Below are 13,783 nucleotides of genomic sequence, written 5' to 3' on the forward strand. Positions count from 1 at the left end.
ATGTCTTTTGTCAACGACTTGTTGGCGATGGCAAGGGCTGGTGGAATCAATCAACGTCAATTCAAAACAGAAGGTGAATTAGTAGTAGAATGGCACACAAAGTTTTATCGCTATCAAGTACGAAACTTAGTTAACCCTCACACCTCTTTGAGCAAGAAACTAGAAATAATCGACTGGCTTCTTGATGACAATGACGATCCATCAATTCCTTTCACTATCGCCTCATACGCTTACTGCAAGCGCATACCCTCAGAACAACTCACTGAAAACATCCAAGACCTACTTCGCTGTACCGGCATTCTTCGAATGCTTGAGCATACGAAACAAACACCTGCAGTTGTTAAAACTGCTCGTAAGATTGGCTCTGTTCTAAAACACGACCAGAAATCGATCGATAGATACACAAAGGTCTTATCCAAAGAACTAAACATTGACCCTAAAAAAGCTCGAAACAAGGTACTCAGCTCTATTCGAAAAGAGAAAAAAGCCGCCTCTCATGGGCAGCTTGATTTCTTTGAGAAAGAAAGAAGTCGAATGGGCTTAAAAGGTCAATTACATCCAGTATCAAAAGGGGGCACGCTATGAGTTCCTTTTTCCTTAAAGTCGCTATCGCATTACGCAATAACGGTAATTTGGGAGTAGTCGGTACCGAAACCCACGACTACAACGATATGGAAGTAATTCTTTGGAAGCTGACCAAGGGCCATACGATGGTACTTGTTCGGCGAGAAAAGGAACATCTCGAATTCAAGTTCTACACACAGTACTTCAAAGTAATTCGAAAATGGCTCCTAAACGATGAGTTGTACTTACTGCATAAATACCGGAGTGATCCGCATGATAACCAAGTTAATAAAGATGAGTTTAGCCTTTCGCAGACTCAAAAAACTAAAGAGGAAAGTCGAATCTCTCAACAAGGAACTGAATTCGTCCAAAGACGAGATCAGCAGCATCCTAAACGAGATGGCGACTGAGTTTTCTTCAGCAGGTGTAAGCCTCGATCAATATTTTAATATTGTTCAATCTGAAGAAAACTCGCCTAAAAGTGAACATGTGGATTTACCCACAACCAACCTTGATGCACCAACAAATTCAACTCTTCCAAAGAACGATATAGAGCAATGTTCACTAGTCGAGAAAATGGATGAAAACGTTGTTGAGCATTTACCACTAGAACCGGAGGTCACAGACCTAGCTACAAATCAATCACCATTAAATACCGAAGAACTTGCTGAATGTAAGACGGTAGAAGTTGTTAAAACTAAGTCTGAAAGTACTGATTCTGATTCAAATACTGAAACAGAGTCAGCCACTGAACCAGAGTCAGTCATTGAATCTGAGACAGTTACTGAATCTGAAACAGTCACTGAACCTGAGACAGTCAATGTTGAACCGGACTCAAGTGAAACCCAATCGATTTCAGAAGATCAATTATCTGAATCAAATGAAAATCTTGAGCTGTTAGATGAAATCACTGAGCAGGAGGCTGAAAGCTTACCTGAATCTGTGAGTTATTCTTATGGCGATAAAGATGAAGTTGATTTCTCACAATACAACGGCGGTCAAGATGACGCTGACTTGAGGGAAGTCATTGAAGAATATTGTAGCTCTGATTCTGAGAACGACGTCGTTAACACGACTGAACTCACTACCGCCTCAAGACACACTCCCGAGAGTGGCAGAATCATAGGCATGATTTCTGATAAAGCTACTTATGTCCATTCCGGCATGGTAGTTAAACAAAGGACGCAACGACCATCAGACGCAATTGGAGGTCTTGCTACTATCTAAACTAATAAAGCCCCTAGTTCTTAACATCCTAGTGATTGTTAAGTCCTAAGGGCTTTTTTTTATTGTTCCAAACCTCGAATTTCTTTTCGCTTATATAGGCATCAAACGAGAATTAGGTGTCTACATGGGACTAACATTAATCAGACTGAACAGAAAAATTGACGAGGTCATTAAGACACTAAAAGGCTTTTTCATCCAAGAAAAAGTCATTATTCGAGATGCGCTATACCCTACGTTCTACGCCACATATCCTTTCGACAAAAACACCGTTGAACTAATTGAAGACAACTATCGCAGCCATATTCTAAATACGCGCCAAAAGATGGATTTTTCAGATGAACAATTCAACCAGATTATTCGTCCAATTCTCCATCACGTCATCAAGTACTTCATGGCACTTCCCGCGAGTGAACGTCACCATCATACGGATATGTCTGCAAGCCTGTTCTTTCACTCTTTGCAAACGGCCAACATCGCCTTGGCCAAATACAACTCGACAACTGTCATTCCAGACCACATTAAAATAGAACACAAGAATGAGTACAAACATGCCGCTAGTGTCGCGGTATTTCTAGCAGCCTTATTCCACGATGCTGGCAAACTATATTCCGATATGTCGGTATACCCAAGCGATGAAAAAGGGCAACTTGTCAGCACTGAGCCTTGGGATCCAATTAGCCAGTCTCTTTACGATTATTGCCTAAACAATGGAGTGACGCACTACAGGGTGAAGTTTGACGTCAACCGTAAGCACAATGCTCATAATGCATTTACAACTCGTTTCGTCAGCACTATGCCAGATTTTCCTGATGACTATTCATGTTCAAGCCAAATATTAGTAATTCTTGATGGGATATTATTCGGTACTAAAGAGCCACATACAGCAACGCTCAATCGTCTTGTCAAAGAGGCTGACAGTCAATCATTAACAATGGACTTTCAGCGCTACTCTCGACCTATTCAAAGTGACAACTTAAGCGTTCTCACTTTAGATTCAATAAAGTCGTACATAGAGTATTACCCAGACTTAGCACCTACCGATCCCCGATCTATCCTCATTAGAACCAATTTAGGCGTCCACATTCCTTACCCAAGCGGTATGGAAGAACTCATTAACTTTGCTAGGGGTAACCACTCCAAGATTTCGACCAAAATAAAAGACTTGATACCTAACGCAGATAAAATGCTAAAGGTACTGAACGAGTCTGGATACTTACAGCACCATTACTTTCAGACGGTTGCCCGATCCCCTCAAGTGGTCAGGACTATTAAATTCGAGTTTAACGGCCGGTACCACAACCTTAAAGTGATCACCCTACGACCTTCGGAAGTGATCGCCCTCATCCCTACTAGGCATGTTCTGCAAGCTACATATGATGATGAAATTAGCTCGGAGTTTATCAAAGTAGCCAAGCAATCGATCGTCGACTCTCAATCACCTCAAGAAGTCTCTAACCAAAATCAACCACATAACGATGTGCATCAAACTGGAGCCTATTCATCTCAACATGATCACCGCCCTGTTGAGCCTGAACCTTTACCTCTCATCAAAAACACCATTTCAAGCAAGAGTCTTGAGGACACCCTGAAAGGCGCAGAAGAAATCAATATTGTGCTTAAAACAGATAAACCGACAGCTGAACAAGAGCAATCTAAACCAATTAGCAAGCCACCTAGAAAACAAGGTCAATCAGATAAACAAACTTCGCCAGTAAAAAGCGACTCAATTCCTGCTGATTACGAGTCGTTCATGGTTCATATCATGCCACTACATATTGAGTCTTTGCAGCCAGATTGGAAAACATCCGATGTGGTAAAAGAGCTCCACCAATCCCTATCTGATATAGAAGTCTACCGAAGTTCTCAGACCAAATTACAAGAGTTAATCCAAGAGTTTTGTATCGCGTTTTCAAAAGGATTGATTATTTACAACGAAGACACCGAGCACATTGTTTTCTTTGAAGAACAGCTCTACCTAAGCGCTGACCTAATGAATTACCTATGCCGAAACACCCCAAGTGGTTCGACATACAACATACACAATTTTCAATTGGATATTGGCAAGGAAGTAATGTTCCGATGGACCGTTATGCCTGGAACAAACAGTAAAGCTTGGTCGATTTCATCTGAAATAAGCAAAGTCATCCTTGGTGAAATCTATTTCAACATAACAGGCAAGGAGTAAATGGCGTGGATAGAAAGATTGATACCTTCTGGCGACCGGCTTACGAACTCTACTCTTCTTTTTGTTGGCTGTTCTCATTCCTAATTTGTTATTACTTAACAAGCGTTTTAGACCATGCTTTTCGACTAATGCTTATTGCAGCAATACCAGCCTTAATCATGGGATTCATGCGACTCTATCAAGGATTAAGGCATCTATATCGAAGGGGTTTACTGTTTGTCGAACCGCAACTAAAGGTTGAACTGCAGGACTTGATCCGTCTAATCGAAAAGAATATTGACGAGGCCTATATAGGTGAGGGTTATCAGTGGTTCCAAAACCATGCACAAATGGCCAGTGATTTTAAGGCCCGTAACCCTGAAAAAATTAGGCCGCCAGAAATTGTCTTAGATTTGATGAGTAAAGCTTTCCGTAACCATCCGACTCCGGTTAAAGGTGACGTATGGCTTCATGGAATCAACATTACTGAGAAACACATTTTCCTCCCATGTGCCGAGCGATATTCTCATCGGCTTATAGTAGGTACAACGGGTGCAGGCAAGGGGCGTGTCCTTACATTAGATGTAATTGGAGCAATCATTCGGGGTGAATCCGTGTGTGTTCTCGACCCTAAATTAGACGAAAACTTGCTTGACCTGATTTGGTACACATTAAAGCTACGCGGTGAAGAACATAGGCTGTATTACTTCTCCCCTGCATACCCAAGCTGTAGTGTTCGATTGAACCTACTCAAAAACTACAATCAGCCAGCTCAATTAGCTTCGCGAATTATCGAACTACTACCGCCATCATCTGGTGACGGGGCTGCGTTCATCAACTTCTGTTGGCGCGCTATCAATTTGATAGTCGAAGGGTTAGAGATGATCACCTCTATTCCAACCCTTATGAAGCTGCGTACATTTATCGAAGGTGATATCGACCACCTTTTAGTCAAGGTTGCTTACGTTTATATCAGCTCTATTCCTGAATATCGTGCGTGGGCGAATCAAATCAACCAGTCGGCTATGGATTACAAAGAAAAAGCTGCGGAAATGGCCAAATTCTATGACGAAAATTGCCGCGATAAATACCCTAACTACACACTAGCTTCGATCATTTCTATTCACGAACATGACAGAGCCTACTACGCTAAGTTGATTCAGACGATCATTCCAATTCTTGCCCAGCTAACGAGTGGCTGTTTAGAAGAATTACTTTCCCCAGAAGAAGACTTCAGAGACCCTCGCCCAATCGTAGACACACAAAAGATTTGTTCTCGTGGCGATATTTTGTACATGAATTTAGCTTCACTGGCAGATCCAACGACTGGTAGTGCAATTGGTAGTTTGGCTACTGCTGACCTAGTCAATGTAGTAGCTGATCGCTACTTCTATCAGCAAGGGAAGCGAATACCTATGAATATTTTCTGCGATGAGGCATCAGAGATCGTCACACGAAGCTCAGTACGAATCGCCAACAAATCTAGGGGTGCTGAAGTGAGCTTTACCATTCTAATTCAATCCATAAAGGATCTAGAAGAAAGACTCGGCAGTGAACCGGCCATGGTTCAAGCCTTGGGTAACTTCAACATCAAAACCGCATTACGTCTAGAGGACGACATATCGCAGGAGTTCATGAGCACGAGGTTTGGTGAAACGATGATCAAAACAATCGAGCAAAGTATGGCGACGAACACAGCCGTAGCTTCGAATGAGCTCGACTTCAATACTTCTTATGGCAAAAAGGTTAAAGACACCGCAGCGGCCTTTATGCCTAAAGACTTATTCGGTGTGCTTGCTGACCTTCATTACTTTACGACTTTGCCAGGAGGAGCTCTATACAAAGTCAGGGTTCCATACATCAGTTGCCCTAAAGAGCATCGGTTCAAAACTGTTCCGTTTGTGCATGACGCATACGGGGAGTTACCTGTTGTTGACGAGATGGGTTTAAAGAAACGTGAATACTACAAAATGATTGAAGAGGAGGAAGCCGCATAATGCTTAACCGACACATTCTTCACAAGGGCATAGACCTCACCAATAGCCGAGCCTTTACGTTTAGATATTTATTTGCACTGTTGATCATCACTGCGGCGATAAAGTCTTTCAATATTATTGCCCACCAGCAGCCGGTAGTGCCCTCACTGTTTAACTTGCCATACAATGTTACGTATTCTGCATCCTTTCCAGTAATGCATAACAACGTGATTGTAACGGTAGAATCCGGTAATCGATTAGTTATCCAATCGCGCCACAATAACGCGGAATGGCGCTCAGAACTATCCTGGAAGCCAAGTGTCATTACTACTCGTGGAAATTGCTTCGCGGTTGGCATAAACGAATACAACCCCTTAAAAGTATGCAATGAAGATAATGTTCTAAAACTGAATCGAAATAGCCTTAATGACCAATTTATAAAAATAGACCCACATCCCGTAGACCTTGAATTCCTAGATCATGCTTCATTGTATGTCGGAGGTGGGGATTACCTTTCGATGACAGTTATTGCTGGCAATAAAACTCTTGAGTATTCATCAGGCCTTATCAGTGAAGCGCTTAATGCTATGGTTTCCCTTTTTAGGGCCTGCTCATATTCAATGGGGATCCCAGGGTTGTTTCTATCCATCTTTATCGTTAGGTCGTTCAGTTTTTACCATGATATCTACCAGGCCAAACTTCATGTCTACAGAGTCCTGAATATCCCTAAGCGAGCAAAATCATGGAAGCTTGCAGTCACTACACTAGGGGTGATTGCTTGCACTGTGCTTATTATCCAAACCCTTTTTCATCTTGATTTTACTCTTCCACTAGACACTAGCTGGGTAGCAATTTCTTTTTGCTATGCCGCAATTTGTTTTCGCTTATATCTACAAGGCTCGAAGTTGATATCTATCGAAGGTGTGGCGCTCTTTGCGCTAATCACTGCGTTCTCACTCATGAAGTCGAGTATTCCAGGGTACTTTTTCCATTACTTTGGCTTTTGCTCGATTTTGATTGGGGTCGTTAGATATTTGGCTTCTCACTACTACCTTCGAACCCTGAATAGGAAGTTAAACAATGCTGAAAAAGTCCATTAGAAAAGGGAAGAGTTCCAACCATCTGCATAAAGAACTGGATGAACGCTGTTCGTTTCTAGGTAACAAGTTGGTTAAAAGTCTAAAGCCAGTATTCAAATACCAGTCGTCAATTGACCAACTCCAGTATCCCCTAAACCTACCGCTACGAATTAGCGCGCTTCTAGAAAATTTTGATTCAAGCGTCTTAAATCGAGTTGTTGTCATTGGAGCTGATCACCATGACATCTTCGATGATGCGAAATGGTTTTCCTTTATCAATTCCCTAGTAGATAACCCTCTAGAAATTGCATTTGTTGGTGATGAAGAGAAAATCTATAAGAGTTTCAAGGTTTCATCTTTTCCATTTATCGCCAATAAACTGCCATACGTTGAGAAACACATATTAAGCATTGACGAGGTCACCTCAGATGACTTGCTGGTGGTTGTCAATACGTCACCGGAAGAACTGGATGAACTCATTTCTGGACAGAGTATTCAACCTAAGCATATGGCGTTTCTTGGTGCCACATATTCCGAATCAGCTTTGATGTCTTCACTAGTTACCAATGAAGTACAACATGACTTTTTCAACGCTGCCTTAAAGATTCAGAAGCAATCGAGTAGCCACCAATACTTCTATCATGGCCATGCTTCGTTTTTTACTCCAAATGGGCCACTTCAATTTGCGACCAGAACACAGAATGATCAGGCGCTATATGAACTGATTCCATACTGCATGGACGCGGGCTTCGATCCTACCTCGAAAATTTTAGAGGTTAAGGACACCAACAAAGTCCTGCAGCTCTCCAACTTCATAGCAATTGATACCTTGGAGTCAGTCATTTCATGCTCAATGCATGAAGTGAACTGGCGCCGTCCTCTTAATTCTGGGGAGCTTGAGCAGATTAAGAAGGATATGACAAACCCATTAAGTCATCTCAGTCGAATTTTCTCGATTGTGCATGAATCACTACTTGACCTACACACACAATAAGGAGCCTACCATGGACCAGTTCACTAAAGAACGAATTGAAAAGGAAGACGCAATCAAGGCGGCTTTCAAAATTGGTTTAATCGTTGTCACAAAAGGATTCAATGGCCACCATCGAATCGTTGATAACCTCATTGGTGTTGTTACTAGAGTTGAACGCAATGATTACGTTCGCCAAATGGGTGTCAGTATCTGTTTTTCCAATAATTATTATGAAGAATTCTACGAAGAAGAACTGGCTAACAATTTCTTGATTTCTGAAAACGTCATCAATTCTGTCGCGACACATGATCTAAGTACCGATTCAAAAATCGATGAATACATCCATTCACCGTCCTTTACCCATGTGATGGAAACAGCCCATGACCTACTGGTAAATTCATAATGCTAAGCCTTTACTTATTGAGTATCAGCGTTGCTGGTACTCTTGCGTTGTTCTACCACTTTACCTATGGAAAATTTTTAGGCTCTAAGAAAATGGGGTGGGCAGGCAGTTTTCTAGCTCTAAACGCCCCTTTGACTCTTGGCTTATGGGTTACCATAGAAGTTGGTATTGACCGCATGATCGTACCCTCTAGCTCAATGCTTCCTAGTATCGCGATAGGAGATAGCTTCTTTGTTAATAAGACGGCTTACAGGTATGACTATCTGTTGGGAAGCACCCAACACAGTAAACCCGTAATAGGTGAAACCGTTGTGATGAAGTTCCCAATCAATACTGATATTCACTACGTTAAAGTATTGATTGCGAACGAACTTCAATCCGTGAAATTGGAGCAGAAAGGCATTACAGTAGACTCTCATTTTTACCCATTTGAAAAAGAGAAAGGCACAATTGAGTATCAAATTTCAAAAGAAGAAAGCGATGTATTTGATCGGTACAAGATTAACCTGAATGGTTTCGAACACACCTTCTTGAAAAAGTCCGGTGAACCAATTACCCCAATAAAGGTGATCGTTCCCTCCGGTGGTATATTTGTTCTAGGCACCAACCTCGATTACTCCGGTGACTCTAGACAAATGGGTGCCATAAGCAACTCACTACTCGTTGGTAGAGCTATATAAAAAAACGTGCTGTTCACTTCATGAACAGCACGCTCTCAATATCATTGTCTGATTCAAATACCTTTTTTTTGATAACCCTTTTGAGCCCTTTAATCTGGGTAATCAAATTCAAATCGTTACAAAAATGCCACGCGTTGCGAATCCAAATTAGAAAATTAAAAACTTCTAATCTGCATTAGTTATTAATGCCGTTAGAGCTTCTGGCGGCGCATCTAATAGGTCTAAGTGTCGCAAAGTGAACTTGGTGTTTCCCTCACCAATCAATGAATCAATCTTTCTTGTGAGCGCAGTAAGTTCAATGTAGCCGTTTCTCGTTGTTGGGTAGTGCAACGTTTTCCAAATAGGCACTTTGTTATCATCGTAGCACGTTCTAATAATCCCAAATCGACCAACGTTAGGGTCAGATATCAAAACGTTACTTGTCGGGATACTCAGGTCGTTAGGATCGACCTGTCTATTGGGCCTAATCAAATACTCGTAAGATAAATCCGGTAAATTTTGGGTTGTACCAATCTTCGAACTAATCTCACCCTCCGTATAACCATTCTGAAGTTCAGCCATTGAACCCTTGACTACATGAAGTCGATAGCCAATTACATTAATCATGTCAGAAAGGTAAAAGAAGCTTCTTAGATACTTTAAAAAGGAGTTCATTACTACATCGATGTTTTCAGAAAGCATAACTTTCTGGAACGTCATCAATGATACATAGGGCATGACAAACTCATCCCCTTTACGAGCAACCAGGTAATGAAGAGGTCTATGGACTTGATTCGTTTTTTTATGAATTAGATTCTTTAAAGTGGCAGCAAAGGGACCTAAGCCTTCGATTTGATCAACTGTTAAATCATTCGACGCCATTCCAACTACATACGAATCTACATTAGAAGGTGCGTTTCTATATTCGATTCGAATATTGCCGAGGAGTTTTCTTACAATCCAATTTACATATCGATTTTCTGTAACTGCCCTACTGCGTTCACTTACAGATTCGAAGTTAATCAAAATCGGATAGATAGCGTTACAGTAGTATTTGTGGCTATCGACATGGTAGTTTGAATCTAGGGGTTCGCAGCCCCCCTTTAATATCAAATCTACCAATGGTTTCTGATTACCAAGCCGAGCTTCCTCTTCTTGCCAGAAATCCAGGTCCTCACTCATGTAGTTATTGATGAAGTTATCCCCCATCATTACCTTACAACGAGTATGCGTCTCGCCTATCATCTTAGTCACATACTCCTCAAGAGGAATGCGTTCATTTTCGATAGCGATATAGAATTCAGGCGTACTATCTTGGTTATGGAAGTTTTCAAACTTCTCTTTATAGTCCGACCACAAGACACAATGAAGGTTTATCAATAAGCCATTTTCGGTAATCAGAAAATCTATCACTTAATGAAACTCCAATTAAATCAAGTGCTCCTCACAATGAGCACTGAGTAATGATTCTGTTTGCCGTTGATTTAGACATTGAAAGCTTTTCCGCTATCTCTCGTACTGTGTAACCTTCGAGGTATAGGCCATATGCTTCCATTTTTTGCGTATCACCACGACAATTGTTTTTTATTTGCATTAAAGCTTGGTGAAGAGAAACTAATGAAATGGCGTCGCTGGTAGTCAGTTTGTTTCCCTCTGATTGCCATTGTTCTTCGTCATCAATAGTATTAGAGTACATCGTACTTGATTGTTTTCGAATGCGCGCCGATAGATTGTTAACCTCACGCACAGTAAACAATTTTACGTGTTCAACACGAAAATCGACATTCCGAGCCATCTCTTCACTAGCCACGAGAATGCATAGTTCCATGTGCTGAGTTAGATCTTCTTTATCCCAAGCAGACAGAAACCACATTCGATTTATGTTGTTTTTGCATTCAGTTCTGAGTTTGTCGAACATAATCAACCTCCAATCTTTACAGAAAGGTTGACACGTAAAGCATAGCCGACAAGTATTCTTTTTTTTAAAAGATACTTTATTTAACAGTGTTCCGAAATAAAATTGTTAATTTTTAACTCAAAAGAAAGCAACAGATCACCAATTGAACCTGTTAAGTTCCTGTTTAAATTGAGAATGCATTTTATATAACAATCAGTTGGTTTTTTTAAAAAGAAAAAAACAAAAAAAAGAACAATTTCTTGTTCTTTAGAATGTTTCAAAAAGTCTCAACAAATAGTAATGCTCGAACTATCACTATAACTCATTGATATATTTACAAAAATGAGACACAACAATCCTTCCATTTAAAAATTGAGTAAACAGCAAAGCTACTTTGAACAGAGTCGCGCCAAACACCCCAAGTGAAAGTATGATCGCCTATATCATGGCAACAGGTTTCATTTATCGAGTGCATTTCAACTCTATTCCAAGCATTTGGATTGGATGGATCTGAATCGTCACTCGGCGGGTTAGTAATTTCACTACCTGTATTGTTACAAGCAGTAGGGTCCTGACAGAAAACGCTCTTCGCCTCGCCTTCTGGCTGCGGCCACATCTGCTGTACTCTATACATCGATTTTTTCAATGTCGTCATTGGTTGTGGTTTGCATACTGCGTCGTTACCCATCGTTCTATCTTGAAAACCCATACGAGTTAAAAAATAAAGAGCTCTAGATACCGCTAATGACTTGTTCCTAACTTTATCGTCCGTTCCGCCAACATCGCGAGTTAAAGGGTACATAGGCCCCCAACAACCTGCCGTCCAAAAAGACTCATCCATAGGCTGATCAGCAGTCGTAACGGTACAGTCCATCATCATAGCCAAATCGGTCAAAGGTGTGGCAAACAATACGCTCTCAGGCGATATGTACATTGCAAGTTCGGAGTCATACCATGGAGCTAAGGTTTCTGACATCCATGTGACTGACATAAAGCCAGATTTATCATAGGAGCAGCCCGGAGCTTCAAACAGCTCTAACGCCTCAGTCACTGGAAACGTATATTGATGCCAAGAATAGGAAGCTTTGGATACCGACCCCCCTTCCCTCGCGCTTGATTCACTTCCTTCATTCCCCTGGTTATATTTACTAACCATTCCAGAGAAATCCCCAAAGCGGGCGCCAGCCAAACTAGGAAAGCAATAGGGTTTGGCTACAACTTCAAATAGCATGCTTGGGTACCACATCGATGTTGTGATGCCCACTTGAGGTAGTTCCCCTTTGAGTATGTCACCGCTACAAGCACAAAACATATCATCTGCAGCGTCGTCTGGCGCGTAATTTGAATCGCCAAATATCTTCACTCCACCAATGTAGATTGGGAACATACAAGACCAGCAAAAATCCGAAATTAAGTTTTGAAATATTTCGGCATCTGGACAATCAAAGTCTTCAAAATTGGCCGTTGTACTGGCATAGGAAGGACTGATAGAAAATGCATACAGTACTGCCGATAATATAAAGCTAAGAATCTTCATTTAATCGTCTCCTTTTCTTCAATTGGAGGTAGTGTGGTAAGACGTATGGATAAGCCTTCTTGTCTTGCCACCACTGGCACTTCAATAAGCTTGAAGCGCTTGATAATGAGAGGGTCGATATTTCTAATTTCACCGTATTTCGAAACCAAGTTCGGAATTTGATTATCATAATCAGGTTGATTAACAGTTAGTGCTGTTATGCCTGAACAATCCTCAACTAGTTTATCTACGGCTCTCAAGTGGTCGCTATTGGAAAAATCAGCAACAACGTAGCATTTGGATAGAGGTTGGATCTCAAGAGGATTAATCCACTGACCTTGTTTAGCGAAAGTCTGCCCCCTTAGTACGATATCTTTCTTGATTTGGTAGCGAGGGTCGATAAGAAGCGATTGTGGTTCAGAGGCCACTTTTAACCCAGACTCATACCGATTCGTTAAAATCTGTTTAGTCTGTTCAAGCATCCACTTTTCCCAGTCAACTTTTCCTGCTCTTTCTTTCATTAGAGCGATCAAGTCGGGCTCTTCTATGTCATAAACTTTCCCAAGTCTTTTAAGAACTTTATCATCTTTAAAATGCTCTTCAGCTGCAGAAAGAGAGACATTGCCGCTAGTTCGCTGCCACTCATCATTTGAGTTTTTGATGATAAACGTAGGTACCTCTGTAACATTCAATTTGTTGAACAACGTAGGGTCAACCATTAGGCGGCCGACAATCGATTTATCAATCGAAATGAAGTGACGTAGAGTTTCAGCGTATCGCATAGGCTCGGCGCCTCGAATTACAAACGAAATTCTTCTTTTTGATTGAGCTACTTCATAGATTAGAGATTCAAGATCGTTCTTAGGGATAGACTTTGAAATAAAAATGAAGCCTGAAATATCGCCGTATTTACCAGTCTTTTGTTTTTTTACAATCGCTTTGTCGAGCAAGCGGCCTGCTTTATGAGCTAGCTTCCAGAAGTCTTTAGACAATGGCTCGTTAAACGATGTGAATTGCTTTAAGTCTTCGACGTCTTTGGCTTTTATTGGGCTTACATTCTTTCCAGGTAAGGCATCCTTCACAATGCTGCTTGCTAGGCTATCTACTTCTTTGATTCGAGTTTCTTGAGAGATGATTTCAGCTGCTTGCTCTAATCCCTTCCGATATTTTTCATCAGAAGGATCTAACTCCATCTCGCCAACAGTGCACTTACGTTCACCATCAACCACGATACAAGCCGATACCTGTTCAAGATTCGGCTCATTAGCAGATAGATAAAACGAGGTGAAAAAGCATACAAGAAACAATATGTATTTTGGCATATC

General features: G+C 41.2%; 13 protein-coding genes. 9 read left to right on the forward strand and 4 right to left on the reverse strand.

Going from position 1 to position 13,783, the window contains the following annotated elements; all coding sequences use genetic code 11:
• The 9 genes from LDO37_RS29835 (at position 1) to lepB (ending at position 9,066) form a co-directional block, all read left to right on the forward strand.
• A complete protein-coding gene (locus LDO37_RS29835) occupies positions 1–585 on the forward strand; it encodes a hypothetical protein (protein ID WP_126606159.1) in 585 nt (194 codons plus the stop codon).
• A complete protein-coding gene (locus LDO37_RS29840; protein WP_126606160.1) occupies positions 582–974 on the forward strand; it encodes a hypothetical protein in 393 nt (130 codons plus the stop codon). The genes LDO37_RS29835 and LDO37_RS29840 overlap by 4 nt, the downstream gene beginning before the upstream one ends.
• Positions 964–1,791 (forward strand): hypothetical protein, encoded by an 828-nt coding sequence (locus LDO37_RS29845; protein WP_126606161.1) that lies wholly within the window; start codon positions 964–966, stop codon positions 1,789–1,791. Before LDO37_RS29840 ends, LDO37_RS29845 begins: the two co-directional genes overlap by 11 nt.
• 124 nt (positions 1,792–1,915) lie before the next feature.
• Positions 1,916–3,976, forward strand: coding sequence for a TraI domain-containing protein (locus LDO37_RS29850; protein ID WP_126606162.1), 2,061 nt, complete (start codon positions 1,916–1,918; stop codon positions 3,974–3,976).
• Between the two features lie 5 nt (positions 3,977–3,981).
• Positions 3,982–5,952, forward strand: coding sequence for a conjugative transfer system coupling protein TraD (traD, locus tag LDO37_RS29855; protein ID WP_126606163.1), 1,971 nt, complete (start codon positions 3,982–3,984; stop codon positions 5,950–5,952).
• Entirely contained in the window at positions 5,952–7,031 is a 1,080-nt protein-coding gene (locus tag LDO37_RS29860; protein ID WP_126606164.1) for a hypothetical protein, read from the forward strand. The genes traD and LDO37_RS29860 overlap by 1 nt, the downstream gene beginning before the upstream one ends.
• Entirely contained in the window at positions 7,012–8,004 is a 993-nt protein-coding gene (locus LDO37_RS29865) for a hypothetical protein (RefSeq protein ID WP_126606165.1), read from the forward strand. Before LDO37_RS29860 ends, LDO37_RS29865 begins: the two co-directional genes overlap by 20 nt.
• A 10-nt stretch (positions 8,005–8,014) precedes the next feature.
• On the forward strand, positions 8,015–8,386 hold the full coding sequence (locus LDO37_RS29870) for a hypothetical protein (protein WP_126606166.1): 372 nt from the start codon (positions 8,015–8,017) through the stop codon (positions 8,384–8,386).
• Complete coding sequence (gene lepB, locus LDO37_RS29875; RefSeq protein ID WP_126606167.1) at positions 8,386–9,066, forward strand: signal peptidase I; 681 nt, start codon at positions 8,386–8,388, stop codon at positions 9,064–9,066. Before LDO37_RS29870 ends, lepB begins: the two co-directional genes overlap by 1 nt.
• Before the next feature lie 165 nt (positions 9,067–9,231).
• Here lepB and LDO37_RS29880 read toward each other — a convergent pair whose 3' ends face one another.
• The 4 genes from LDO37_RS29880 to LDO37_RS29895 all read right to left on the reverse strand — a co-directional run bounded on the left by LDO37_RS29880 (position 9,232) and on the right by LDO37_RS29895 (position 13,780).
• On the reverse strand, positions 9,232–10,458 hold the full coding sequence (locus tag LDO37_RS29880; RefSeq protein WP_126606168.1) for a hypothetical protein: 1,227 nt from the start codon (positions 10,456–10,458) through the stop codon (positions 9,232–9,234).
• A gap of 31 nt (positions 10,459–10,489) precedes the next feature.
• Positions 10,490–10,963 (reverse strand): ECF-type sigma factor, encoded by a 474-nt coding sequence (locus tag LDO37_RS29885; RefSeq protein WP_126606169.1) that lies wholly within the window; start codon positions 10,961–10,963, stop codon positions 10,490–10,492.
• Positions 10,964–11,276: 313 nt separating this feature from the next.
• On the reverse strand, positions 11,277–12,479 hold the full coding sequence (locus LDO37_RS29890) for a TraU family protein (RefSeq protein ID WP_126606170.1): 1,203 nt from the start codon (positions 12,477–12,479) through the stop codon (positions 11,277–11,279).
• On the reverse strand, positions 12,476–13,780 hold the full coding sequence (locus LDO37_RS29895; protein ID WP_126606171.1) for a TrbC family F-type conjugative pilus assembly protein: 1,305 nt from the start codon (positions 13,778–13,780) through the stop codon (positions 12,476–12,478). The genes LDO37_RS29890 and LDO37_RS29895 overlap by 4 nt, the downstream gene beginning before the upstream one ends.
• Between the last annotated feature and the right edge of the window lie 3 nt (positions 13,781–13,783).

Origin of the sequence: Vibrio penaeicida (assembly GCF_019977755.1) — a bacterium.
In the GTDB taxonomy this organism is placed as follows: domain Bacteria; phylum Pseudomonadota; class Gammaproteobacteria; order Enterobacterales; family Vibrionaceae; genus Vibrio; species Vibrio penaeicida.